24 protein-coding genes are annotated in these 25,799 nt (G+C 47.4%); 18 read left to right on the top strand and 6 right to left on the bottom strand.

Going from position 1 to position 25,799, the window contains the following annotated elements:
* Nucleotides 1-54: 54 nt before the first annotated feature.
* Both ACCC71_RS12910 and ACCC71_RS12905 read right to left on the bottom strand, forming a co-directional pair.
* Nucleotides 55-762, bottom strand: a complete 708-nt coding sequence (locus ACCC71_RS12910; RefSeq protein WP_434310037.1) for an AP2/ERF family transcription factor — start codon at nucleotides 760-762, stop codon at nucleotides 55-57.
* A gap of 425 nt (nucleotides 763-1,187) precedes the next feature.
* Nucleotides 1,188-2,024 carry a tyrosine-type recombinase/integrase gene (locus ACCC71_RS12905; RefSeq protein ID WP_434310036.1) on the bottom strand — a complete coding sequence of 279 codons (837 nt, stop codon included), beginning with the start codon at nucleotides 2,022-2,024 and terminating at the stop codon, nucleotides 1,188-1,190.
* Between the two features lie 273 nt (nucleotides 2,025-2,297).
* Here ACCC71_RS12905 and ACCC71_RS12900 point away from each other — a divergent pair, with 273 nt between their 5' ends.
* The 7 genes from ACCC71_RS12900 to ACCC71_RS12870 all read left to right on the top strand — a co-directional run bounded on the left by ACCC71_RS12900 (nucleotide 2,298) and on the right by ACCC71_RS12870 (nucleotide 11,266).
* Nucleotides 2,298-2,816: a TRAP transporter small permease gene (locus ACCC71_RS12900; RefSeq protein ID WP_434310035.1), complete on the top strand. Its 519-nt coding sequence runs from the start codon at nucleotides 2,298-2,300 to the stop codon at nucleotides 2,814-2,816.
* Nucleotides 2,813-4,102 carry a TRAP transporter large permease gene (locus ACCC71_RS12895; RefSeq protein ID WP_434310034.1) on the top strand — a complete coding sequence of 430 codons (1,290 nt, stop codon included), beginning with the start codon at nucleotides 2,813-2,815 and terminating at the stop codon, nucleotides 4,100-4,102. The genes ACCC71_RS12900 and ACCC71_RS12895 overlap by 4 nt, the downstream gene beginning before the upstream one ends.
* A 69-nt stretch (nucleotides 4,103-4,171) precedes the next feature.
* Nucleotides 4,172-5,329 carry a TRAP transporter substrate-binding protein gene (locus ACCC71_RS12890; protein ID WP_434310033.1) on the top strand — a complete coding sequence of 386 codons (1,158 nt, stop codon included), beginning with the start codon at nucleotides 4,172-4,174 and terminating at the stop codon, nucleotides 5,327-5,329.
* 78 nt (nucleotides 5,330-5,407) lie between these two features.
* The gene (locus ACCC71_RS12885) at nucleotides 5,408-6,349 is read left to right on the top strand and encodes an alpha/beta hydrolase fold domain-containing protein (RefSeq protein WP_434310032.1); all 942 of its coding nucleotides are present in this window, start codon (nucleotides 5,408-5,410) and stop codon (nucleotides 6,347-6,349) included.
* Nucleotides 6,350-6,637: 288 nt separating this feature from the next.
* Entirely contained in the window at nucleotides 6,638-8,920 is a 2,283-nt protein-coding gene (locus ACCC71_RS12880; protein ID WP_434310031.1) for a helix-turn-helix domain-containing protein, read from the top strand.
* Complete coding sequence (locus ACCC71_RS12875; protein WP_434310030.1) at nucleotides 8,917-9,978, top strand: TRAP transporter substrate-binding protein; 1,062 nt, start codon at nucleotides 8,917-8,919, stop codon at nucleotides 9,976-9,978. Before ACCC71_RS12880 ends, ACCC71_RS12875 begins: the two co-directional genes overlap by 4 nt.
* Before the next feature lie 13 nt (nucleotides 9,979-9,991).
* Nucleotides 9,992-11,266 (top strand): amidohydrolase, encoded by a 1,275-nt coding sequence (locus ACCC71_RS12870; RefSeq protein ID WP_434310029.1) that lies wholly within the window; start codon nucleotides 9,992-9,994, stop codon nucleotides 11,264-11,266.
* On the opposite strand, the gene ACCC71_RS12865 is transcribed toward ACCC71_RS12870, so the two are convergent.
* A complete protein-coding gene (locus ACCC71_RS12865) occupies nucleotides 11,247-12,134 on the bottom strand; it encodes a LysR family transcriptional regulator (protein WP_434310028.1) in 888 nt (295 codons plus the stop codon). The two genes, ACCC71_RS12870 and ACCC71_RS12865, sit on opposite strands and share 20 nt — an antisense overlap.
* A 196-nt stretch (nucleotides 12,135-12,330) precedes the next feature.
* Here ACCC71_RS12865 and ACCC71_RS12860 point away from each other — a divergent pair, with 196 nt between their 5' ends.
* Nucleotides 12,331-13,578, top strand: a complete 1,248-nt coding sequence (locus ACCC71_RS12860; protein WP_434310027.1) for an adenosylhomocysteinase — start codon at nucleotides 12,331-12,333, stop codon at nucleotides 13,576-13,578.
* Between the two features lie 98 nt (nucleotides 13,579-13,676).
* On the opposite strand, the gene ACCC71_RS12855 is transcribed toward ACCC71_RS12860, so the two are convergent.
* The 3 genes from ACCC71_RS12855 to ACCC71_RS12845 form a co-directional block, all read right to left on the bottom strand.
* Entirely contained in the window at nucleotides 13,677-14,102 is a 426-nt protein-coding gene (locus tag ACCC71_RS12855; protein ID WP_434310026.1) for a hypothetical protein, read from the bottom strand.
* Between the two features lie 58 nt (nucleotides 14,103-14,160).
* Complete coding sequence (locus ACCC71_RS12850; RefSeq protein WP_434310025.1) at nucleotides 14,161-14,568, bottom strand: 4Fe-4S dicluster domain-containing protein; 408 nt, start codon at nucleotides 14,566-14,568, stop codon at nucleotides 14,161-14,163.
* A gap of 85 nt (nucleotides 14,569-14,653) precedes the next feature.
* The gene (locus ACCC71_RS12845) at nucleotides 14,654-15,568 is read right to left on the bottom strand and encodes a phosphatase PAP2 family protein (RefSeq protein WP_434310024.1); all 915 of its coding nucleotides are present in this window, start codon (nucleotides 15,566-15,568) and stop codon (nucleotides 14,654-14,656) included.
* A 138-nt stretch (nucleotides 15,569-15,706) separates the two neighbouring features.
* Between ACCC71_RS12845 and ACCC71_RS12840 the strand changes: the two genes are divergently transcribed.
* From ACCC71_RS12840 to acpP, 10 genes are all read left to right on the top strand, one after another.
* Nucleotides 15,707-17,029, top strand: coding sequence for an MATE family efflux transporter (locus tag ACCC71_RS12840; RefSeq protein ID WP_434310023.1), 1,323 nt, complete (start codon nucleotides 15,707-15,709; stop codon nucleotides 17,027-17,029).
* A 26-nt stretch (nucleotides 17,030-17,055) separates the two neighbouring features.
* A complete protein-coding gene (locus tag ACCC71_RS12835; protein ID WP_434310022.1) occupies nucleotides 17,056-18,156 on the top strand; it encodes a prephenate dehydrogenase/arogenate dehydrogenase family protein in 1,101 nt (366 codons plus the stop codon).
* A gap of 18 nt (nucleotides 18,157-18,174) precedes the next feature.
* On the top strand, nucleotides 18,175-19,038 hold the full coding sequence (locus ACCC71_RS12830; RefSeq protein ID WP_434310021.1) for a DegV family protein: 864 nt from the start codon (nucleotides 18,175-18,177) through the stop codon (nucleotides 19,036-19,038).
* 38 nt (nucleotides 19,039-19,076) lie between these two features.
* Complete coding sequence (locus ACCC71_RS12825) at nucleotides 19,077-19,970, top strand: DegV family protein (RefSeq protein ID WP_434310020.1); 894 nt, start codon at nucleotides 19,077-19,079, stop codon at nucleotides 19,968-19,970.
* Nucleotides 19,971-20,038: 68 nt separating this feature from the next.
* Nucleotides 20,039-20,587: a ferritin-like domain-containing protein gene (locus tag ACCC71_RS12820; protein ID WP_434310019.1), complete on the top strand. Its 549-nt coding sequence runs from the start codon at nucleotides 20,039-20,041 to the stop codon at nucleotides 20,585-20,587.
* Nucleotides 20,588-21,051: 464 nt separating this feature from the next.
* Entirely contained in the window at nucleotides 21,052-21,264 is a 213-nt protein-coding gene (locus ACCC71_RS12815) for a hypothetical protein (RefSeq protein WP_434310018.1), read from the top strand.
* A 284-nt stretch (nucleotides 21,265-21,548) separates the two neighbouring features.
* Nucleotides 21,549-22,253 carry an ABC transporter ATP-binding protein gene (locus tag ACCC71_RS12810; RefSeq protein ID WP_434310017.1) on the top strand — a complete coding sequence of 235 codons (705 nt, stop codon included), beginning with the start codon at nucleotides 21,549-21,551 and terminating at the stop codon, nucleotides 22,251-22,253.
* On the top strand, nucleotides 22,250-23,821 hold the full coding sequence (locus ACCC71_RS12805) for a hypothetical protein (RefSeq protein WP_434310016.1): 1,572 nt from the start codon (nucleotides 22,250-22,252) through the stop codon (nucleotides 23,819-23,821). Before ACCC71_RS12810 ends, ACCC71_RS12805 begins: the two co-directional genes overlap by 4 nt.
* A 415-nt stretch (nucleotides 23,822-24,236) precedes the next feature.
* Nucleotides 24,237-25,205 carry a beta-ketoacyl-ACP synthase III gene (locus ACCC71_RS12800; RefSeq protein WP_434310015.1) on the top strand — a complete coding sequence of 323 codons (969 nt, stop codon included), beginning with the start codon at nucleotides 24,237-24,239 and terminating at the stop codon, nucleotides 25,203-25,205.
* Between the two features lie 358 nt (nucleotides 25,206-25,563).
* Nucleotides 25,564-25,797, top strand: a complete 234-nt coding sequence (gene acpP / locus ACCC71_RS12795; protein WP_434310014.1) for an acyl carrier protein — start codon at nucleotides 25,564-25,566, stop codon at nucleotides 25,795-25,797.
* Nucleotides 25,798-25,799 lie beyond the last annotated feature (2 nt).

Genomic DNA, 25,799 nt, shown 5'->3' with positions numbered 1-25,799 from the left:
GATATGTAAGAGGGAGGCCAGCTCGGAGTGCGAAGTCCGCGGGCCTCCCCCTTTTTAAGAATAGGTACGGTAGTACCAATCCAGAAAATTTTCGTGTATTTCCTCAGCAGTTTTTCTTGCGCTTATCGCGTCCTTTTTATTTGCGTATCTGCCAAGCCAATACCGCTTTTTTTTGAAATTGATATAGGCCACCCATTTTCCGGTTCGTTTGTCATGGGTTACGCCTGTGCAGCCGCTGGTGTTGGAGCTTCGTAACTTCTGATTTCGTTCTAATATAGCCGCCGATGTGCCGTCTACCAGTTTCAATGCTTCTCTGACGCGGTCTTTTTGCAGGCAGCCGCAGCTTTCGGTATCTCCATTTTGAAGCCCCGGCTGGGCGGCAACAATCTCTTTTCCACAAGTGCAGCGGCAGAGCCAATAGGTAATGGTAACGGCGGAACGCTCTGTCTTTTTCCGCTTTTTACCGGCATAACCAATTACCGTAAGTCTGCCAAATACCTGGCCGATATAATTTTTAGGCGGTGGGTTTGACAAGCAGCCGCAGGAACACGCTTTCCCGCGCACCAGCCGCCTAGCGGAAACATCCGCCGTATTGCCGCAATCGCACTGGCAATGCCAGACGACGCTCCCATTATCTATCCGTTGATCCGTAGGCGTCAGCGCAACCAGTTTGCCAAAGCGTTGACCGCTCAGATCCCGTTTCCGATTTCCCTTTCTTTCATTGCCAGCGTGGATATATTCGATATCCGCGTTTTTCTCCATGAGCAACTCTCCTGAAATATAGCTCGATAGCCAGTATTTTCTAGGCACTGGAGGCATTTGTGTTTGACTTCGTATGCTCTTGCCAATGGAAGGTGAAACCACCATAGAATAGTCCTTCTGTGGTAAAGCGTTGCAAATAGAAACGGAAAATAGAAGATAAAAAAAGAAAAAAAGAAAGGACACAACGGGAAGCCGTCCTTTTCTGGCATAATAATGCAGCCTGCAACACACAAAGAGGTTTCAGGCTTTCGAGTTGTGTCAAAATATAAGCGTGGCATTGATTCCCTATATTTTTTTTCTCAAGCCGCTTGAAAAAAATGTGTTCACGCACTATACTATATGTACTTGCATCAAGTCGAACCGTGTAAGTGAATCTAGGCATACCACAGAAGGACTATTCTGTGGTCTTTTTGTTTTTTAGGGGCTTATACGATCAATCTCATCCGGTTCAGAATCCGCTCATGGGCCGCAGCGCTGACCGCCACATAAATCCGTGTTGTCTCAATCCGGCTATGACCCAGCACATCAGCCAGATGCGCCAGATTTTTCGTGGCAGCGTAAAAGGTACGCGCAAAGAGATGGCGCAGGTTATGAGGGAATACCTTGCGGGAATCTACCCTCGCCTCGCTGCACAGCCTCTTCATATCGTGGCAGATATTCGAGCGGTCGAGGGCTCTCCCACTTTTGGTACGGAAAATGTGACCGCTTACAATATTTTGCTTTTTCGCATATTTGAGCAGCCTGTTTCGCAGCTCCTTTTGCAGGATAATGGTACGGTTTTTTCCTTTCATGCAAATTTCTGTACGTCCTGCCTTTGCCGCTTCCACAGTGATATAGGCAAGCTCGCTGACTCGGATCCCGGTGCCGCAGATCGTCAGCATAAGAAGGTATAAGCGCTCGTTTTCCTTTGCCTGGGCCGCCGCTAAAAGGCGCTTGTATTCTGCCTCGGACAGCTCTTTGGTCTCGTCTAAAAATGCTTGTCTCTGTACCTTTAAAAGCTTTACCTTGCAGTCTTGCCAACCACAGAAATCTAAAAAAGAATTGATTGCTGACAGCGCGCCGTTGACGGTCTGGGCCTTGGACTGTTTCTGCATGAGCTCCCGGTATTCGAAAAGGCGGGGCTTGGTAAGCTCCGTGCTCTGCAAATAGCCGGCCAGCTTCTGCACGGCTCGGACATATTTGACTATAGTTGTCTTGCATTTTTCATTTAGATAGAGATGGGCTTCAAATGCCTGTATTCTTTGTTCTGTTAGTTGATTCATAATGATTAGACCTCCTGCATACAATTTTCTTCATTTTACTTGTGATTATGCAGGAAAGCAGGACGTTTAACAAAATTTCAAATCATTAACCAAATCTTAAAACCTGTAGAATCCAGGTTTATCTGTTGGAATTTTCCCATCTATACGGGATTTTCTTCGTGTGTTATGCTGTGGCTATCAACTCATACGGCGAATATATGAATCGGATCCATTCATAAGTTCCTGTGTTTGCACCTTGTCTGTAGAATAAGGAAAATGAGGAGGAAGAGAGAAATGAAAGTACCGAAGTTTCTTAAATGGTTGGATCGGTACCTGGAAGAAGCAATATTGGTTATCTTCCTAATACTGATTGCTTGCGTGATGATGTTTCAGGTCATTATCCGGTACGCATTCAAAAACCCGCTGCCTTGGCCGGAAGAATTCTGCCGCTACTGTTTCGTGTGGTCAGCAATGATTGCCACCGGCTTTTGCATCCGTAGGGGTAGTATGTTACAGGTAGACGTGGTAATTAAACTATTTCCCCGTCCGGTAACGGCGGCAATTGACATTATTGGAAAAATCTTGGCTGTGGCTTTTTGCTGCATTATGTTTTTGCCGGCCTGGGAGGTTATGCAGAACGCTCTTAAGATCGGTCAGTTGAGCCCGGCGATGCAGATGCCGACCTGGCTGTTGTACTTATCCGCTCCGCTGGGATTCCTTTCCGGTATTGTTCGTGGAATCCAAAGTGTAATTTTAACTTGTATGGAATTAAAAAAAGGAAATAAGAAAACAATAGGAGGAGACATAGCATGATCGGAATTATTTTTGGCGTATTTTTCCTCTGTCTGATACTGGGAATCCCGATTGCCATGGCGATGGGATTCGGCACGATTTTTCCGGCCCTGATTGATCCGAGTTTTCAGGGAGATCTGCAGTTTGTAGTCCGCAGTATGATCAAAGGTGTGGACACGACCTCCATTTTGGCCATTCCACTGTTTATGCTTTCCGGTGCGATCATGGCGACTGGTGGTTTGTCAAAAAAGCTGTTTGACGTATTTGCAGTATTTATTGGAAAGCTTCGCGGCGGTATGCCTTGCGCAGTGATCGTTACCTGTCTGTTCTACGGCGCGATTTCCGGTTCCGGCCCTGCAACTTGCGCGGCGGTTGGCGCGATGTGTATCCCGTTTTTGACGGATTTAGGATATGACAAGACCTTTTCCGCGGCATTGGTAGCCACGGCCGGCGGCCTGGGCGTTATCATTCCTCCCAGTATTCCGTTTATCGCTTATGGTCTGGTGACGAACACCTCGGTTGGCGATCTGTTTACGGCAGGAATTATTCCCGGCTGCCTGATTGCTTTGACATTGATGATTTATACGGTGGTCTACTGCGCTAGGAAAGGGGAAGACCGCGGCCGTATCGAATCCCATTACAATGAGCTCCGCTCGAAAGGGATTTTACATGTTATTAAAGATGGATTCTGGGCTCTGTTAACGCCGGTGATCATCCTGGGTGGTATCTACACGGGTATCGTAACTCCTACGGAAGCCGCTTGCGTATCCGTATTTTACGCGATTATCGTCTGCCTCTTTATTTATAGAAGCGTACGGTTCCGCGATCTGCTGAAGTTCTTCCAGGAAGGCGTAAAAACCTATGCGCCCCTTGGCATGATGCTGGCTTTAGCACAAGCATTTATGAAAATCCTGGTGTTGGTGGACGCTCCCCAGTCTCTGGCAGACTTCCTGTCGGCGACGATTAGCAGCAAAGTTGTGTTCCTGTTATTACTGAACCTGATTCTGTTCTTGATGGGTATGGTTTTGGATGTTGGCCCGGCGATCATGATTCTGGCGCCGATGCTTCTTCCTTTCGCTTCCGAATTGGGAGTGAATCCAATTCACCTGGGTATCATCATGACGGTAAACCTGGCAGCTGGTTTTGTAACGCCGCCTTTCGGCATGAACTTATTTGTGGCGGCGCCAATGATACAAAGCGACGCGATGACAATCGGAAAGAAGGCGCTGCCTCTGATCGGAACCTACTGTATCGCCCTGCTGCTGATTACCTTTGTCCCTTGGTTTAGCTTGGTTTTAGTCGGTTGATTTGATTTTATATCTGGTAGTAACGGCCTGAGGCCGAATACAATAAGCAATGATTATAGGAGGAAAAAAATGAAAGCAAAGAAAATTTTAGCTGGAGCTCTTTCGATGGCAATGATTCTGTCCATGGCAGCCTGCGGCTCTGGAAAGGATTCTACGACGGCGGCTCCTAAGACGGATGCAGCTACTACCGCAGCAGCTACGACTGCAGCGGAAGGAACCACTGCGGCGGAAGGAACCGCGGCGGCAGAGGGAACGACCGCGGCAGGCGGGAACAGCGCTTCTATTATCGAAAAAGTAGATGCAGCGAATCTGCCGGAAGTTCAGCTGACCATCGCTTCGTCTGCTTCTTCCACCAATGAAGGCTATGGCATTCAGGAAGCAGCTGCGAAAGAACTGAGTGAGATGACGGATGGCAAACTGAACGTTAAACTGTCCTGGGACGGCGTTCTGGGCGGCGACGGCGAGCTGGCGGAAAGCTGCATGGCCGGAAGCATTGACATGATCTCTATGGCAACTTCCCCCCTGCTTTCCTATATGCCGGAAATTGCAGTATTTGATATGCCTGCCGTATTCGAGAGCCCTGAAGCTGCTTATGAAGGCGTAAAGAATTTTAAGGATTCTTTCCAGGCAATCTTTAATGCAAAACAGATGCAGCTGATCGGTCTTGGATTCTCCAATTTCCGTGGTCTGTCCACCAATAAGGAGATCAAGACGGCGGACGATTTTAAAGAGATGACCATCCGCGTTATGGAGAACAAATATCATACTGCGTTCTGGGAGAATCTGGGCGCGAAGCCTACCCCTCTGGCATTCAGCGATCTGTATATGGCTTTGCAGCAGGGATTGGTTCAGGCGCAGGATAACCCGATCACCGCTGTGTATGCAAGCAAGTTCTATGAGGTTCAGGATTACTATATGCCGATTACCGCATTCCCGATGGTGAACGTGATTGCGATCAACAAAGAGACCTACGATGCTCTGCCGGCAGAGTACCAGAAGGCTTTGGAGCAGTTTGCAGAAGCGTTCCTGCAGCGTTCTTATGAGCAGAATACTCAGATTGAAGAAAATGCGTTTGCAGCAATTGGCGATGGCATTACCACTCTGGATTTCACTGCGGACATCTTTACCGCAATGCAGGAAGCTGCAAAACCGGTATGGGAAACCATTAAGAGTGATATCGGTGAAGAGATGCCGAATGCTTACCTGGCAGCAGGTGGCGTTCAGTAATCAAAGCTCTTTTAAAGGATTTTACAGGAGGCTCTGTATCAGACAGGGCCTTCTGACGTTGAAAGGAGGATATTTATTATGGAAAGAAAAGCGTATCCGGGTTATGAATACCATTTAAATCTTTATGAGATTATAGCCCATGGGACAGAAGAAGAAAAAGAAAAGGCCAATGCCGAGCAGCAGAAATATATTAAAGGCTATACCCTTCCCGAAGGAATGACCATGGAAGATCGGATGATTCCTGGAACCGAGCCGGGAACAGAATTGCGGATTCGTGTCTATACTCCCGCGGGTCTGCCGGAGAAGGCGCCTGTCATTATGGAGATCCATGGCGGCGGTTGGGTGGCTGGAAATCTGGATATTGATAATTACCGCTGCATCTATCTGGCGGAACATACGCCTTGTATTGTAGTGGGAGTGGAATACCGCCTGACTAACCAGGAGGTTCATTTCCCAGCGCCTTTGCTGGACTGCTATACGGCGCTTTGCTGGATTCATGACCATGCGGATGAGATCGGAGCGGATCCGGAGCGAATCGGCCTGCATGGCACCAGCGCAGGAGGAAACCTGGTCGGTGGCCTGGCCCTTTACGTTAGGGATCATGGTGGCCCGGATATCTCCCTGGCTGTGATGAACTGCCCGGCTGTGACTGGCAAGACTTATCCTTCTACTTTCCAGAATGAGAAGTTTGCTCTTCGCAAAGAGGGGAAAAAGAGAGAGGCCGTGGAACATTTGTATATAGGTGGCATGAACGGAACAAATCCGTCCTACTATGCGATGCCTGGCTACTGTGAGGATTTGGACGGCCTTTGCCCGATTTATCTGGTCATTGCAGAGCTAGACCCGCTTCGTGACGAGGGATTGGAATTCGCCGCCCGGCTTTTGCAAGCAGGAGTACCCTGCGAGTTGAATTTGGCTCCACGCGTTGGTCATGGCTTTTGCGTGGTAGATCGTCCCTTGACCCGTTGGGTACATGATGGAATCTGCGCGTCCTTCCGGAGAGAGTTTGGCATGCTGTAAAGATGCGCTTATTGGTATTTTGATCAGGAGAAAAAGCAAATAGAAGAATAGAAATAAGTGGGATGCCGCAGAGTAATAAGGAGAAAAATCTGCGGCATCTTTAATTCTTCTATAGGAAATTCCGTTGGAATTTCCTATAGAAGAATTAAAGCGCTCCGCTATGGATCGCACTGCGTAGGAAGATATCGCTGATGCGACGAGTTTTTTATTTTGTATATGGAAATAAATTGACGCTTCCTTTCAAATGGTTTAAGATAAACTATAAATAACGGGGAAAAGGCGGTGCATATGAGAGGTAAAACCGGAAAAAAGTTAACCGGGCTTTTTCAGAAAAAGAGCATTTTCTACCAAACATTTTTTGTGCTTATTTTGCTGACAGGAGTGACGATCCTGTTTTTTGGCTATACGATCAATCTGATTTTTGGAGAACGGCAGCGGCAGCAAATTGTAGATCTGAATCTTCGTCAGATGCGCCGAATCAGCGATGAGGTGGATTTGGCGTGTAATTTGCTTTCTTATGATATGGTTCAGAGCCTCTGGACTGCGGATTTCCGTAAAGCGATGATTGATCCAGAAGGGACGGATTCCGCGTGCCAATCGCGGATTGTCAGTACGTTAAAGAGCCAAAAAGTGAACAATGATCTCATCCAGGACGCTTTTTTATACACGCCGTTTTCACAACTGGTATATTCTTCGGTCGGTACGTTCCTTCCTCTGGAATATTCCAAGTCTGCACCGATTATTGAAACTTATCTAGAACGCTATACGCCGGGAGATACTTATCTGGAATCCCCTTGGAGAGTGATAGCGGGAGAAGGGCGCATTTACCTATTTTCCGAAATGCACACCCCCATTTTTGTAGGCCTGATGATCTTAGAGTTAGACAATGCCAGCTTGATTTCTATTATTCAATCCAGCCAGGAAGAGCAGCTGGAGTTTTCCGTATTTTCTGAGGAAGGAGTACGGATTGTGGGAGAGGATGAATCGGTACTAGCCTGGTGTGCGGAACATCCGGAGCGTATTGTCAGTGAAGCACAACCAAAGTACAATGGCGATCAAGAGTATTATCTGGTCCAATCAGAAGCGACAGGGTGGAGTTATCTCTGTCAGGTGGATAAGGAAGGCATGAGAGCTAGTTTTCGCGCCGCATCCAAGTGGATGGTTCCTGCTATCGCGATTTATGCTTTGGTCAGTATCCTTTTTGCATTTTATTTAACCAGAAAGGTTTATCAGCCAATCAGCCATTTGATGAAACTGACGCTTCCGGATGGGAGGAAGGGAATTCGAAAAGGAAATGAAATTGATTTTTTGGAACTGGCATACTCAGATTCGATCAATCGGAATGAACAATATCAAGAATTGATGCGAAATATCTCAGAGGATGTGATTCGCCAGCAGATAAGGGAAATCTTATTTGGGCAGAGCCTGGGAATGGAGCGTGTCCGCGAGACCTTGCAAGGAATTGGAGCCCCGGAACTTTTGACCGGGCGGTATCAGGTGATTGCTTTGCGGCTATTGCCTCCGGAAGATCGTACGCCCAATTCCATTGAGACAGCTTTGTATCAAAAGAGCGTTGTCAAACTGGTGCGGGAAACAGATCCTGGCGAGCTGAGGGTCTTCCATGTTTTGACCGATCGTCAGACCGTGGCGCTGGTTCTGTGGGGAGCAGAGGAAGTGGCCGCTGTCCGTGCAAAACAGTTTTTGGCCAGGTTAAAACAGGTTTTGGACACGCAGATGAAATCCCTTCCGTTTCAGTTGGTAATCGGAAAGGGAAAGATGTATACGAGTATTGAAGGGACAGCTGCTTCCTATCAGGAAGCTTTGAATGATATCCAGCATCAGCAGTACTATGCAGAGGGAGAAGCAGATTCCGAGACTTTGCAGGGATATGATCAGCATTATTTGAGAGAAAAAGTACCAGTGATGCTGAAACTGGCCTTTGATGGTAAGCGGGCGGAAGCCGAGGAAGCTTCGGCGTTGCTTTTGCGCGAATTTTTGTGGCAGGATCGAGACCCAGAGCAGCTCTTTTCCTACTGTAGCTTGGTGATGGACGAGATTATTGAGTGGTTGATTGAAAATGGTATCTCAGCGGAGGAATTGAACCGTTTACCGCGTTTGGAAGAACACTCGAAAGAGGCGGCAGATTCTGCAGAATCTTATAAAACAGAAATGACCGCTTTTTGCCAGGATGTCATTCGGCTGGCGGGCAGCAGCAGCCGAAAGAACCGGTATAAATATGTGGAAGAAGCCAAATCTTATATTGCATCCCATTATATGGACAGCAATTTATCTCTCAATGAGATCAGCGATTATATTGGAATTACGGCATCCTATCTAAGCTCCCTGTTTGTCGAGGTGACTGGATCCTATTTTTCCAATTACCTGAACACATTTCGCATTGAGCAGGCAAAACTTCTATTGCAGACGACCGGAAGGACGATTACGGAGATTGGTTATAAATGTGGTTTTAATTCTGTCCAGAGTTTCTGCCGGTCCTTTAAAAAACTGGAGAACGTAACGCCCAATGGTTACCGGGAAAGTCAAAAAGAGCAGGGAGGTGTAAAAGAATGATCAGTAAAAAGTATGCGGCCCTCATCTTGGCGGCGTCCCTGGCTTTGGCGTCCTGCTCGTCCGGCCCGCCGGCTTCTAAGACAAGCGAAGAAAATCCAGTGGAGTCCACAACAGCGGAGACCTCGGATGTCCTTTATCTGACCATTGCCAGCTCGGCGCTTTGGAGTGATTCCATTACCGGGCAAGTTTTATCCAGATATCAAGAAAAATTGAAAGAATGGTCTGGCGGGACCATGGAAATTATTTTATACGAAGGAAGTTCTCTGGGCGGGGATGATGAGTTGATTCCCGGCGCAGTGCAGGGGACGTTGTCCATTGTCAATTCGGTTAGCTCGGTGCATGCCAAGGTGGTGCCGGAGGCGACGCTTCTTGGCATTCCCGGCTTTTTTCAGGATTACGACACGTATAATCGACTGATGGAGAGCGATTATTTTGACGTACTCCATGAGTACTATGCAAGAGAAGGTCTGGAATTGATGGCTGCCTTTGCGAATTCTTATCGCGAGCTGACCTGTGACCGGCCCATTCGGTCGGTGGAAGATCTGGCCGGAGTTAAGATTCGTACCTTAAATAATCCATATCATATGGCATTTTGGGATTCCCTTGGCTGCGACGCTTCTTATCTGCCCTTTGGCGATCTTTATATGGCGTTGCGGAAGGGAGACTTTCAGGCTCAGGAAAATCCATTATCCGCTGTCGAGAGAAATCACTTCAACGAAGTGCAAAAATATGTGATCTTTACGCATCATGTGGTAGTGGATTATATGTTTGTCATGAACCAGGCGCAGTATAATGCTCTGACGGAAGAGCAAAAGGGGTGGCTGAAGCGATTTTTTGCTGAGATCAAAAAGGATTTGATTGACGAGAGCCCCGAAGATCATGAAAGGCTGAAACGCCTTTTGGAGGAAAGCTGCGGGATGGAAATGCTGTATCCGGACGAAACCTTTATGGCGGAGATGCAAAAAGGAACGGAACTGGTCATTGGGCAGCTGCGTCAGGAGTTGGGGACGGAGAAAGTGGATTTATTTCTTTCCGCTGTAGACGCGGTAGCAAAATAGGAGAGGTGATTTGATGAATATTCATGTAAAAAATTGTTTGGCCCTGCTTCCGGGAGAGGAAGGATTTGCGGTAGAAAAGAAAGACATTTTTATCTCTGAGGGAAGAATTACGGCTCTCGGCAGCGCGCCGGAAGGTTTTACCGCTCAGAAGGTGATCGATGCGTCGGACCGACTGGTCATTCCTGGATTGATCAACTGCCATACTCATAATTATATGAGCTTGTTTCGAAATTCTGCCGACGATGTACCCTTCGACGAATGGCTGTTTCAAAGGGTGATGCCGAGAGAGGATAAGATGGTTCCGGAGGATGCTTACTGGGGGGCGACTTTGGGGATCATGGAGATGCTTCGTTCTGGCACCACTTGTTTTAACGATATGCAGATGCACATCCATCAGACTACGCAGGCTGCAGCGGATGCAGGGATACGAGCTGTTATTGGCCGGGGACTTTCCGGAACGGCAACGGATGAGGGGGGAGCTAGGAGGCTCCGGGAAGCCGAGGAGGAAATCGAACGTTGGAAAGAACATCCCCGCCTTACGTTTACGATTGCTCCCCATGCGCCGTATACCTGTGATAAAGGATATTTGAAACAGGCATTGGAGGTGGCGAAAGCGAAGAATTTGCCGCTTCACATTCATTTATCGGAAAGCGCTTTTGAGGTGGAAAGCATGAAAAAGGAGACCGGCCTTACTCCCATTTCCTATGCGGCTTCACTGGGACTTTTGGATGTCCCGGTTATCATTGCCCACTGCGTCCATGTCGACGAGGAGGACATTCGGTTGCTGTCTCGCCCTAATGTCAGCGTGGTCACCAATCCGGCCAGCAATATGAAATTGGGAAATGGCTTCGCTCCGATACCGGAGATGTTAGCGTCCGGCGTCCGCGTCTGCCTTGGCACCGATGGAGCCGCCAGCAACAACAGCCTGAACCTATTTCGGGAAATGGGGCTGGTCACTTTGATTCATAAGGGAAATAAAAAAAGCGCCACATCGGTCAGCGCTGTGGACGCGCTTCAAATGGCAACGATAAAGGGCGCGCAGGCGTTGGGACTGGAGCAAGAAATTGGAAGTATTGCGGTGGGAAAGAAGGCCGATTTAGCAATTTTGAATCTACGGGAGCCTCAGATGATGCCGCAGCAGGATCTCATAGCGGCTCTTAGCTACTCCGCCAACGGTTCGGAGGTAGAGACGGTTCTCGTGGATGGAGAAATTGTGATGGAGAATCGCCATTTCCGGACCATTGACGAAGAGCGTGTGTATTACGAAGTTACTCGAAGAGCTGAGTAAATTGTTTTACGATATTGGCCATATGTTTGTCTGTATTCCAGACAAGGAAAGACTTGGTACTGATGGTGGGCTGAACAATCTTTTTGATGACTACTTTATCGTTTACGCTTTGAACTGCGCCTTTATAGGAAACAATCGCGACGCCGATGCCGGCTTCCGCCCAGCTGACAGAAGAGGAGATTTCCGTATTCTGACAGATAATATTGGGTGAAAAACCGCGCTGGCGGCAAGCGTTCATGATGACGTCATTGTAGCGACGGTGAATGATCAAAGGTTTGCCTTTCAATTCTTCTAAAGAAATCGCGCTGTTCGGCACATCGTTAAAGAAAGAGGGAATCCCCACCGCTGCAAAGAAATCGGATTCGTCATCGTCAGCGGCTTCATCGCGAATCTGGATCGCATGATACAGGCTAGTATTAAAGGGTTCGCGGATAATACCCACGTCAACCGTGCCGTCTTCCAGAAGATCCATGATATGATTGCTGTTTCCCTCAAAGATCTGGAAGTCCACATGGGGATGGGTATCATTGAATACTTTGATCTTTTCCGGCAATAAGGAGTTGCAGACCGAGGGGATCGTTCCGATGTGAATGGTTCCCCTGGCCTCCGCTCCCAGGTTCTGCAGATCACGGACCGTTTCATTCACCAGATTGATGATAGCTTTCGCCCGTTCCTGAAGGATGAGTCCTTCATGGGTGATGGTTAGGTTGCGCTTGTCACGCTCGAAGAGCTGAACGCCAAATTCATCTTCCAAAGCTTTTAGCTGTAAACTCAATGGGGGTTGGGAAATATTCAAATTTTTGGCCGCCGCCGTGATGTGGCCGGCTTCCGCGATGGCAAGGAAATACTCCAATTGTTTTAAGGTCATAATTTTGGTCCTTTCTGCTTGACTTATCGGTAATCATATGTAAAATAAAAGATACAGTAATAAATTGGTAAAAGGAAACGGGATTTACTATACAAAAGTAATATGAATAACCGTAAACTTTCGCTATTATTATAATCACCTTTTTGGAAAAATACAAGAAGAAAATAAGATTTTTTTTATTCAAAAGGAGAATGTCATGAAAAGTGAAATTCGGGATTTGGGTTTGGCTCCGTCCGGCCATCAGAAAATCGAGTGGGTGCGGAGAAATATGCCGCTTTTGCGAATGTTAGAGGAGGAGTTTAGGCGGGAACAGCCCTTTGCGGGAATCCGAATTGCTCTGTCCATTCATTTGGAAGCGAAGACGGCTTATCTGTGTAAGGTTTTAGCCGCCGGAGGCGCCGAGATGCATATTACCGGCAGCAATCCTTTATCGACTCAGGATGACGTGGCGGCCGCTTTGGTGGAAGATGGGTTGGAGGTTCATGCCTGGCATGGAGTGACGCCGGAAGAGTATGAAGTTCACATTGCCCATGTGTTGGAGAATAACTGCCAGATCATCATTGACGATGGCGGCGACCTGGTCAATATGCTCCACAGCCGGTATCCGGAAAAGATCCCTTATGTGATCGGCGGCTGCGAGGAGACGACGACAGGAATTATCCGTTTGCAGGCGATGGCGAAGGCAGGAGAATTGAAATTCCCGATGGTATTGGTCAATGATGCTGACTGTAAGCATCTGTTTGACAACCGATATGGCACCGGTCAGTCGGTGATGGACGGGATTAACCGGACCACAAACCTGATTGTGGCAGGGAAAAACGTGGTGGTAGCCGGTTATGGATGGTGCGGAAAAGGCGTAGCGATGCGGGCGAAGGGTATGGGCGGCCGTGTCATCGTTACGGAGGTCAATCCGGTGCGGGCCATCGAAGCTGTCATGGACGGATTTGATGTGATGCCCATGAAGGAAGCGGCAAAAGTGGGCGATTTGTTTGTGACAGTGACCGGGTGCAGCGGCGTTATTGATGAAGAAGATTTTGCGGTTATGAAGAACGGCGCCATTCTTTGTAACGCCGGCCATTTTGACGTGGAAGTCGATGTGGCATGTTTGGAGCGGATTGCTTTGGAAAAGGCGGAGCAGAGACACAATATCATGGGTTATCGTCTGGATGGGGACCGCTGGGTTTACGTTCTGGCGGAAGGCCGGTTGGTAAATCTGGCCGCTGGGGACGGCCATCCGGCGGAGATCATGGATATGAGCTTTGCGATTCAGGCTTTGTCTGCCAAATATTTAGTCGAAAATAAAGGCACTCTTGGCAGCGTGTTGATCTCCGTACCGCGGGAAGTGGATCAGGAGGTTGCCGCGCGGAAACTGCGGTTCCTCGGAAAAGAGATCGATGTGCTGACCGAAGAGCAGGATCGGTATTTGAATAGTTATTCCTTATAAGTAAGAACGAGGGGGAAGGCTTCGAGTTTAAGCCGTACCCCCTCGTATTTTTTCTGTATTTTTTAGGGAAGAAGAGTGATACTGTATTGGCGGAGGCATTATAGGAATTTGCGCAATGCCTGCAGATTGTTGTCTGTGGTTTTTAAAAGTTGCTGCGCTAGAGCCTTTACTTCTGCGTCGGGAGCCTTGGTCTCGTGCAGAGCGCGGGTGATCTGGGTGACGCCCATGGTATTTCCCTGAATAACCATCTCGGCAAGGTGGGAGGTAGAGCGGTCCATCAGCGTTTTCATATTTGTCATGACCGTGGCGGACATTTTGGCTGTGGGACGGACATCTTTGGGAGTAATGTGTTTTTTCTTCATCAAATTTTGAGCCCGCTGGTTTATCTGTTTGTATTCCCGGTACTGATGGTCGATCGCTTTCTGAAAGGTCGTATCCTGGGATTTAGATTTTAAAAGCGGCAGGCTTTCCAGACCCATTTGGGTATTTTGGTAGACGTGGTTCAATAAACTCAGCTTTTTCATGAAAAAGAGCGCCTCCTTTTTCTGTTAGGATGCGCTCTTGGCTTATTTTTATGTAAGATCAGGTGAAATTTGCTGTTCCTTCGGAGTCTTGGATTTCTAAAATTTCCATCGGACATGCTTTCACGCAGATCCCGCAGGCAATACATTTGGACGGCGCCAACGCGCCTTCCTGCATCACCATGACATGGAACGGACATGCCTCGACACATTGGCCGCAACCGGTACAGAGTTTTTTGTTGATCATATATACGCCGCTCGGTTTTTGTGTGATGGCGCCGGATTCGCATACTTTCGCGCATTTTCCGCATTGGGTGCATACCGTAGCTTTGGGAGCCCCATTTTTTTCATTGATCTGAATACAAGAAAGATCCGGATCGAATTTTTTGTAGAAAGCGGTGGAACAAGAGACTACGCATTGCAGGCAGGCTTTGCAGTTTTGAGGAACCGCCACATGTAATTTTTTCATAGGATAACCTCCCGATTTTCATTCAAAGCTATCTATAGTATACTGTTTTCTAGCGGAAATCTCAAGAAGATTTTCCGCTGCGTTGTTATTTTTTTCTCATTCTTTTATCTGCCGCCTTTATCAGAATCGGATATAAAATCATAACCCAGATGACCAGAAGGAAATAGCGAAGCATATCGGCAGGAATCCCCTCACCCAGAAGAACTTTTCCTCCGCTTTTAATCAAAAGTGCGCCGGCGGCGCCGAGAAGTAATTTGGCCGCCTGAAAGGCCAGGGGGCCTGTGGTAGGAAAACGAATATAATTTTTTTCAACAAACCAGCCGACGGCAAATGCCATACCAGCCGCGCCGGCCTTGCAGCAATCGGAGGCCAGTACGGCGTTGGTGACGCCAGTGTGGATCAGATAGACAGCGACAATAGATACCAAGGCGGAAAAGAAAAAGAGCAGGGCCGCCAGGGAAAGTGAGGCGGTGTCTTTTTTCGGGCGCTTCGCAAAATACCAGGAAACAGGAAGCGCGACAGCCAGGGAAAGAAGATAGCCCGTAATCACATCTTGGGGAGTATGGACGCCAAGGTACATACGGGATATGCCAACGAGAGCGGGAAGCAAAAGGCCTCCCAGTAAAAACAGCCGCCGGTGGGAAGCGTGGGTCTGCCATTTGGCGAGCCCTAAGGTTCCATACAAAGCGGTGGCTCCTTGGGTGTGGCCGCTGGGAAACGAATAGCCGGTCGCAGTAGGAATCGCTGTGTCCACAGGCTGAAAATCTGTATGCAGCACCCAAGGGCGGGGGATGCGGCACAGCACCTTTAGACATTGCGCGCCAAGGCCTGCCAGAAAATAGGTAAAGCAAAGCTGATAGGCCAGCCTTTTATCAAGGCACCAATACAGCAGGCAGATCACGGTAAGGATCAGAATTTCTTCCCCGAAGAAGGTCAGGGCGGTAAACAGTTGATCCAAAAGAGTGGTACGAATCGATTCGAAAAAGTATAAGACGCTCATAAAAAAGCCTCCTCGCTGTTATCAGTATATGACAAATTCCTTTGTTTTGCTATCCCTTTTTTGGCGTGAATTTGTTTTTTGCTTGCCTTTTATGGGCATCTGGTAGTACAATGAGACAAGATGGGAAGGGAAATAAAGATGTTATTTTCTAAGAAACAAATTTACCAACTGATGATTCCATTGATGGTGGAGCAGCTCCTAACGATTACGGTCGGCATTGCAGACAGTATGATGGTATCCGTAGCTGGCGAGACGGCTGTGTCCGGCGTATCGTTGGTAGATTCTTTAAATAATTTGATTTTGAGCATTTTGACTGCGCTGGCTACCGGAGGCGCAGTGGTCAGCTCCCAGTATATCGGAAGGCGGGATGAGAAGTCTGCCTGCCAAGCGGCGGGGCAGCTTCTGTTTACAACCATTGTCCTGGCTCTCGGCGTTTCCGCCTTGATGTTGGCCGGAAATGAATGGCTGCTGCGGCTCATATTCGGAAAAACAGAAGAGGACGTCATGAGCCAGGCAGTGACCTATTTTATGATCATTGTTTTGACTTATCCGTTTATGGCGATTTACAACTCCGCCGCCGCTTTGTTTCGTTCCATGGGGAATTCAAAGATCTCGATGCAGGTTTCTTTTGTCATGAACCTGATCAATATTGCTGGAAATGCAATTTTGATTTTTGGGATGAAGTGGGGAGTAGCCGGGGCTGCGGTCGCCACGTTGTTTTCCAGGATAGTCGGCTCTTTGTTTTTATTGGTTCGAATTCATAATCCACGTTATCCGCTCCATGTTTCCGAGCTACGCCATCTGCGGCCGCAGGGCCGGATGATCCGGCGGATTCTTTCGATCGGAATTCCGGGAGGCATGGAAAACGGGATGTTCCAGTTGGGAAAGATTTTAGTGCTGAGCCTGGTATCCTCCTATGGAACGGCCTCCATCATGGCCAATTCTGTAGCAAGTAACCTGAGCATGTTTATGATTATTCCGGGTACGGCCGTTAGTTTAGCCTTAATTACGGTGGTTGGTCAGTGTATTGGCGCGGATGAGATCGGGCAGGCCCGTACCTACACAAAGAACCTGATTTGGGCATCCACCTGGATGATCGGAGTGGTATCCGCGCTTATCATTCTGCTGCGGCCTTTCCTTTTGGACATATACCATATGTCGGACGCTGCCTATGAAATGTCCTGGACGTTGTTGATGTGGCACGCTGTGTTCGGAACGCTTCTATGGCCTTTGTCCTTTAATCTTCCGAATACGCTTCGGGCTGGAAACGACGCGGCCTTTACCATGGGAATTTCCATGGTTTCTATGTGGGTGTTCCGGGTTGGCGGTTCTTATCTGCTGGGACATTATTTTCAGTTATATGGCGTTTGGATTGCGATGTTTATCGACTGGGGCGTGCGGATTACTTGCTTTGTGATTCGCTACCGGGGAGAAAAATGGCATTCCAAAGCATTGATTTAAAGGATAGAAAAAAGAGGAGGAAAACCATGGCGATTCAAACAGTTGGCTTTATCGGCCTGGGTCTGATCGGAGGTTCTCTGGCGAAGGGGCTCCGCCGGGTTTGCCCGGAGATGAAGATTATCGCTTATAATCGGAGCCGGGAAAGCTTGGTAGCGGCCCTGGAGGATGGGGTGCTCAATCAAGCGCAGGACAGCATCGATGAAAATTTTGCGGCCTGCGATATGATCTTTTTGTGCGCGCCAGTCAGCGTAAATATTGATTGCATGGCGAAGTTAAAGGAGATCATCCGTCCGGACTGCCTGTTGACGGATGTCGGCAGCGTCAAGACAACCATTCACGAAGCGGTGGAAGAGATGGGACTTTCCGGGCAGTTTATTGGAGGCCATCCGATGACCGGATCCGAATTGACCGGCTATGCCAATGCCAACGACCGTCTGTTGGAGAATGCTTACTATATTTTGACGCCCACCAGGGACAACCGTCCGGAGCAGATGGTGGAATATCAAGCGATCATAAAGGCGATCGGTGCGGTTCCGCTGATCTTGGACTACCGGGATCATGACCGCGCGGCGGCTTATATCAGCCATCTGCCGCATATGATTGCTTATACGCTGGTGAATCTGGTAAAGAAATCGGACAATCGAGCCGGTTTGATGAAAATGCTGGCCGCCGGAGGCTTTAAGGATATTACCCGGATTGCCTCTTCCTCGCCGGAGATGTGGCAGCAGATTTGCCGGGAGAATAAGAAGGCGTTGATGGAAGCGCTGGAACAGTATCAGGAAGCGCTTTCCCGTGTGGGCGAAGCTGTTAAGAAGGATAAAGAGAGTTTTCTTCTGGAATATTTTGATTCGGCCAGACAATACCGGACGGGAATCAAAGCTCAGTACCGGGCCGGTGTAGAGCCGATTCACGAGCTATATCTAGAGATCGCGGATGAACCGGGCGCCATTGCGATTGTGGCGACGATTTTAGGAAGCGCGCGTCTTAGCATTAAGAATCTGGAAATTCGAAATAAACGGGAGGTACAGTCCGGCGCCCTTCGTGTAGAGTTTTATGATGGGGAGACGGTGAAAAAGGCGGCTGAAGTTTTGCGGCGTTACCATTATACCGTTTATGAAAGGCAGTAAGAAAGGATAGGGGACGGGATGAGAGAGTTTGTGATTACATCGGATAGCACCACTGATTTGCCGGCGGAATATTTAAGGGAAAATGAAATTTCCATCGCTTCTCTTTCTTATGTATTGGAGGGGGTTACTTATCGGGATAACCAGGGATTAACCAGTAAAGAATTCTATGATAAGGTGAGAAGCGGAGCCATGCCGACCACCTCCCAGATCAATGTGGAGGAAGGGTACGCTCTTTTCGAGCCGATTGTGAAAGCGGGAAAGGATATCTTGCATATCGCCTTTTCGTCGGGCTTAAGCGGCAGCTGCAATAGCTGCCAGATTGCGGCAAAGATGCTGATGGAGGAGCATCCGGAATGTCGGATTGAGGTTGTGGATTCGCTATGCGCCTCTTTAGGAGAAGGATTGCTGGTTTATAAGGCGGTAGAGGCAAAGAAGAAGGGGATGAGTCTGGAAGAACTGGCTGATTGGGTTCGAAATTTGGCTCCGCGGATTTGCCATAATTTTACGGTAGACGATCTGTTTCACCTGCACCGCGGAGGCCGCGTATCGAAAGCCACAGCCGTGCTTGGAACTTTGGCAGGTATCAAGCCGGTGCTTCATGTGGACGAGGAAGGCCATCTGATTCCGATTGACAAGGTCCGCGGCAGAAAGAAATCTTTGGTAGCCCTGGTAGATCGGATGGAACGCCAGATGCAGGGATTTGAAAACGACGTAGTTTTTATCAGTCATGGAGACTGTCTGGCGGATGCGAAATTCGTAGAGGAAACCGTCAGGAAACGGTTCGGGATTGAGAAGTTTTTGATCAATCCAGTGGGAGCAGTGATTGGATCTCATTCCGGGCCGGGAACAATCGCCTTGTTTTTTGTGGGAAATCCAAGGTAAGACAGAAAAATAAAGAGCTGGAAAAGGGAGAAAAAACGATGGCATTTCAAATTATTTGCGATGGTTCCATTGATTTGGGAAAGGACATCCCAAGGGAGAGTGGCATCCATGTGGTGCCGTTTTATGTCAGCTTTGATGGGGAAATTTATGAAAAAGAGGGGGAAGAACTGGAGGTTCATAAGTTTTACCAGAGAATGAAGGACGAGCCTCAAGTCTATCCCCGTACGTCTCTTCCTTCCGTACAGGATTATGTGGATGCATTTGAGGGATATCTTCAGGAGGGGATGGATATCCTGTGTATCTGCCTGTCGTCGGAATTGAGCGGGTCCTATAATTCGGCTCGTGCCGCTGCGGATCTAATGGGGGAAAAATATCCGAATCAGCAGATACGGGTCGTCGATAGCACGTTGGTGACGGTATTGGAAGGGGTTCTGGCCCTGGAAGCCGTCCGTATGCGTGACGCCGGAATTTCCTTAGATCAGGCGGTGGAGCAATTAGAGCGTTTGAAAAAGACTGGGAGAATCTTTTTTACCATTGGAACGATGGATTATCTGGTCCATGGGGGCCGCGTGGGGAAATTGATCGGGTTGGCAGCGTCGACGCTGCGGTTACGTCCATTGATTGTATGGAAAGACGATGAGATCACTTCCTTTGGCGTTTCCAGAAGTCGAGCTGGCTCAATAGCGAAAGTGATAGAAGCGGCCAAGGGATATCTTCAAAAGCTGGGAGGCCCTCTGTCGCACTATCAGATTTTTGTCGGTTATGGCTATGACCGGGAGGAAGGGATCTCTTTGCGGGACCGTTTTGCTGGAATGCTGAAGGAATTGGGAGAGGCGGCAGAAATTCAGCTCTATCAGGTCGGGACTACGATTGGAGTACATACTGGCCCCTATCCGCTAGGAATTGGCATTTTAGAAAAATTTGAAGGATAGAGCTTGGCTGCTGGTCTGGGAAAACCTGTTTCTTACATAGGATGAAAAAAAGATCAGCGGGAGAAGCAATGAATCGGGAATTTCAGTATACGGCGCCGGGGCCTTATCCACAAGTACATGTGGCTGGTTGTAACCGGGCCTATGCGGATGCGATGTTGATGAACCTGGGAAGCTGCGATTCAGAGATGAGCGCGGTGAGCCGATATTTTTATGACGGCTTGATTTTGGAAGAGCAGTGGCCGCAGGCTGCAGAATGTTTTCGGAAAATTAGTATGGTGGAGATGCATCACTTACATATTTTCGGAGAACTGGCCTATCAATTGGGGGCGGACCCAAGACTTTGGTGCAGCTCTGGCAGACGGATGAACTATTGGTCGCCTGCGTGTAATCGGTACTCGGGTGATCCGCGGGAAATTTTAACGTTGGCATTGGAAGCAGAGGAAGAGACGATTCGCTGTTATAAGCGGCAGGCTGGATGGATTCGGGATGCAGGAATCGTGGAAAACCTGGAGAGAATCATACAAGATGAAGTCTGTCATGTGCAGATTTTCCGAGAGTTGCTTGGGGAATTAGATCGTACTTCGCCAAGTGATGCCTCTGGCTGCCGGTGTAGATAAAATTAAAAAACAAAAAAAGATGAGAGAACCATTCCAGAGGAATTCTGCCTTTGGAATGGTTCTTTTCATTTAATTAAGAAAGCATACGAATAAGAATTTTTTTACTTGAGAGATTTTTTGTTGCAATATTAAGCAATGTTTATGGAAAAAATATTTTGGTACTGGCGATTTGGAAAAAAAGAAAAGAAACATATAAAAAGCAATGAAATTCGAAAATAAATAAAAATAATCGTTCTTTTCTGGTGACACGAATGCAATTTTGGTCTATAATAGTCATTATTAGACAACGATTACAAAGTGGTAAACTACGATATTTGCATACTTTGTCTAAAAAGATGTAAAAAACAATTCTAAAAAGTGTTGAATTTGCTATAATACACATCAATCAAGTGTAGTTTTATTTGCTTTTAGCTAATACGGATGCTGACGGATTTTAAAGATTGGAACGGAAGGAGGTGAAACATATGTGGAGAGATCTTTATAAACGAGAGATAGAGCACCCAGGTTATACGGATGAAGAGTTTCACCAAATTAGGGAAAAGACGAGAAAAGAATTAAGGGAAATTATGTATCGGGATTATGAGACGGATGAAGAGTTTTTTGACGCAGTTTTAACGTATATGAAGACACATAGAGAAGGATGTAATTTGTTATATGCAAGGAAAAAATGTATTTAGAAATAGTATGGAAATAGGCCCCCTGGGATAATGAGCTAAGAACGTTATTCCAGGGGATTTTTTTATTTTATAGAGATGATGTCGGGGGCGAAAGGTCCCTGTATGAAAAGCGCTTTGCGGTTCTCTGCTTATGGGGACATGACTTGCTATTTGGGGGTGATTGTGTATAATAAGATACAAAAGCTGTATCTTTATTAACAAGGCATACCTTCAATTGACAAGGGCAAACACGGTCAATTGAGGGTACTGTGCCGCCTGTACACAGAGAAAAAGGAAGCGATAAAATGAGATTTGTGATCGAGCATTTATCAAAGCATTTTGAGAAAAAAGAAGTCTTACGGGATATTGATTTTACCTTTGAAGAGGGGAAGATATATGGTCTCTTGGGCAGAAACGGCGCTGGTAAAACCACGCTGTTTAATTGTATCAATCGGGATATGAAAATAGATGGCGGCAGTTTTTTCCTGGAGACAGAGAGGGGACGCCGGGCTTTGACGGCGGAGGATGTGGGGTACGTTCTGTCCACACCGACGGTACCGGAATTTTTGACCGGCAGAGAATTTTTGAAATTTTTTCTAGACATCAATGAAAGTTCTGTGGAGGCTCCGAAATCCATCGACGAATATTTTGATTACGTCAGCATTGCCGCAGAGGACCGGGATAAGCTCTTAAAGGACTATTCCCACGGCATGAAAAATAAGATGCAGATGCTGATTAATATAATCGCACAGCCCAATATCCTGCTTCTCGACGAGCCGTTGACTTCCTTGGACGTGGTGGTAGCGGAAGAGATGAAGCAGCTGCTCCGTTCCTTAAAGCAGGGGCGGATTACGATTTTTTCCACCCATTTGATGGATCTTGCCCTTGACCTTTGCGATGAAATCGTTTTGCTCAGCCATGGGGAACTGGAAGTGGTGGAGAAAAGAAATTTGGACAGCCACGAGTTTAAGGAAAAGATCATCGCGGCGCTGCGGGAGGAAGGCGTATGAAGAAAACGCTGAAAATCTCCTTTTCCCTCAAGAATACCTACAAGGTAAACGGAATCCTATACGCGCTAAAGCAGATTCCTTTGATCAAAAAAGTTTTGCCGGACACCTTGTATCAGGTGCGGGGACTAAAAGTGTTTGCCAATATTTTGTCGGTATTGTGGGAGCTTGTCTCGGTTTTTCTTGGAAAATTTCTCTATTTCCTGGCGATGGTATCGGGGATGGGTATGCTGTATGAGGCTCTTCCAGAAAAGCAGGTGTTTTTGCATCTTTTGCTATTCTTGACGGTCATCGGCGCGTATGTAAACACAAGCCTTTTTAACCCCACCAAGGATAAATATTATGCGATCATCCTGATGAGAATGGATGCCCGAACCTATACCTTGGTGAATTACGCTTACGCAATCTTAAAAGTGGTGGTTGGATTTCTGCCATTTACCATGATCTTTGGTTTGAACAAAGATATCCCTCTCTGGCTCTGCCTCCTTTTGCCTTTTTCGATCGCTGGCATCAAGCTGGCCTTTGCCGCCTATTCCCTGTGGGATTATGAGCGCAGCGGCCTTGCCTACAATGAAAATAATCTCCAAAAATATCAATGGCTGTTGACAGCTGTTCTTTTGGGCGCGGCTTATGGTTTGCCCGCCTTGGGGATTGTCTTGCCCGCGGTAGTACCCACTGTTTTATTTGTTCTTTTTATTCCGATAGGTGTGGCTGGGATACGGAGAATCGCATCTTTTCGAGCATATCGTGAGATCAATCAGGAACTGCTTGCCCAGATGATGAATCAGATGGATGCGGCGAAACAGGTAAGTAAAAAAGCGGCAGAAAAGAATATTTCAGCGGACGTTACGATCAGCAGTAACAAGAAGGGCTTTGAATATTTAAATGAGCTGTTTATCAAGCGTCATCAAAGAATTTTGTGGAAAGCGACCAAGAAGATCACTTTTGTCTGTATCTGTCTGATCTGTGCCGTGCTATTGGTTTTTTTGCTGGCGCCGGAATGGAAGGAGCCGGCAAATGAGCTGGTATTATCCTCGTTGCCGTACTTTGCCTTTATTTTGTATTTTATCAACCGCGGTACGGATTTTACTAGGGCTTTGTTTATGAACTGCGACCATAGCCTTCTCACCTATTCTTTTTATAAACAGCCGAAATTTGTGTTGAAGCTGTTTCAGATTCGCCTGCGGGAGATCATGAAAATCAATATGGCGCCGGCGTTGATTATTGGAATCGGCTTATCCGCCATTTTGTACGCATCTGGCGGTACAGACAATCCACTTCACTATGTGGCGCTCTTGGTATCTGTCCCTTGTATGAGTATGTTCTTTTCGATTCACTATCTCACCATCTACTATTTGCTCCAGCCTTATAATGCAGGGACGGAGATGAAAAGCGGAATGTATCAGGTGATTTTGACCATGACTTATTTGGCTTGCTTCTACCTGATGAAGCTGCAGATGCCCACGTTGGTGTTTGGCGTTATGACCATTGGATTTTGTGTGCTTTACAGCATTGTGGCGAGCATTCTGGTATATCGTCTGGCGCCAAAGACGTTCAAATTGAGGAATTAAGGGGAGCGCCTTTTGGTTCTATAGGGATTCGGATGTCAACAGGGGGCTGTATAAAAGGTATCGGAATATTTTGTATTTGCAGGAGCGTTAGTACTTCTTCGATTCCGGGAATTTGTCTTATGAACAAAAATAGGACTGTTTGAGCGCAGCGAGTTTCCTATTTTTGTTCATGCTTTTCACAAATTTACGGAATCCTAGAAGTACTTGCTCCGAAACCCTACAAAATATTCCGATACCTTTTATACGGCCCCTTTCTGACCTCAAAATCTTGATAGAGATCCTTTGTTGGATTTTTCTTGACACGGAGGAATTTTCTGCTATAATACTTTTATGCTAAAATAGTTTGAAATACAAAATATAAGAAAACAAAAACATTAGAAATTCAAATAAAATAGAAGAATGGAAAGCAGATGGGATGAGAGCGAGAATATTAGGAACTGGCAGTTATCTGCCGGAAGGGTATTTGACCAATGATGATCTGGCCCAGTGGCTGGATACCAGCGATACCTGGATTCGAGAGAGGACGGGAATTCGGGAACGGCATATCACCAAAACCGGGACGGTAGAGATGGCGGTAAAAGCGGCGGAGGCGGCGCTGGCGAATGCGGGAGTAACCTCGGAGGAGATCGATCTCATTTTGGTTGGAACTATGACGCCGGACTATTTTTGCCCCAGCGTTTCCTGCCAGGTTCAGGCGGAGCTTGGGATGGAACATGCGGTTTGTATGGATATTGGCGCGGCGTGTTCTGGTTTCCTTTTTGCCCTTGCTACGGCGCAGGCCTATTTGACATCCGGGATGGCTCGCACGGCATTGGTGATCGGATCGGAGACCCTTTCAAAAGTGGTGGATTGGAGCGATCGCGGAACCTGCGTCCTTTTTGGAGACGGCGCGGGCGCTGCGGTGGTTGGTATCGATGAGAAGGGCGTTTTAGCGATCGATATGGGAAGTAAGGGAAGCAAAGGCATGGCGCTTCCCTGCCCAGGAATTCCCCTTCAAAATCCATTGCAGGACGCATCGGAGGAAGGAAGCCAGAAAAGTTATATTCAGATGGATGGACAGGAAATTTTCAAATTTGCGATTCGGACGGTGCCGGAGACGGTACGGCGGTCCTTACAAGCCGCCGGCGTCTGCGTAGGAGACGTTTCCCATTTCTTTTTTCATCAGGCCAATCGGAGAATTTTGGAGACAGTGGCAAAGAATTTGAGAATTCCGCTGGAAAAAGTACCGATGAATATCGAGCGAACTGGAAATACGGCGGCGGCCAGTATCCCGCTTTTGCTGGATGAGTGGAACCGAAAGGGTTCTCTTGTTCGAGGGGAAAAGCTGGTTTTGTCCGGGTTCGGGGCAGGACTGAGCTGGGGGTCCATCGTGATGGAATGGTAAAGCTTTGCGTGGTATTCTTGGTGAGTAATTTTTATTCTCCAGGATTCAAGTGCCGAGAGGCTTCGTGTTAAAAAGCGTCGGAATATTTTGTAGAGTTTCGGAGCGAGTACTTCTAAGATTTCGGGAATTTGTAAAAAGCACTCACAAAAATAAGAAACTCGCTGCGCTCAAACAGTCTTATTTTTGCTCGCAATACAAATTCCCGGAATCGAAGAAGTACAAACGCTCCTGCAAATACAAAATATTCCGACTTTTTTAACACGAAGCCTCTCGGCACTTGAATTCCTGAAAAATAGAAAATTCCAGAGGCCAAAAGGAGCCTCTGAGAAAAATAAGAAAACAAAAAGGAGAAATTGTGATGTTAGAGAAAATGAAAGAATTGATTGCAGACCAGTTGGGCGTAGATGCGGAGGAGGTGACGGCGGAGAAGTCGTTAAAGGACGATTTGAATGCGGACTCTCTGGATCTGTTTGAGTTGGTGACGCGTTTGGAGGATACGTATGCCATTGAGATTCCGACGGATGATTTGGAGAAGATGGAGACGGTGCAGGATGTAATTGACTACCTGGCATCCAAGGGAATTACCGAATAAGA

Origin of the sequence: Hominifimenecus sp. rT4P-3, from assembly GCF_051055405.1 — a bacterium.
In the GTDB taxonomy this organism is placed as follows: Bacteria; Bacillota; Clostridia; order Lachnospirales; family Lachnospiraceae; genus Pseudolachnospira.
This window is presented reverse-complemented; position numbering and strand designations above follow the sequence as displayed.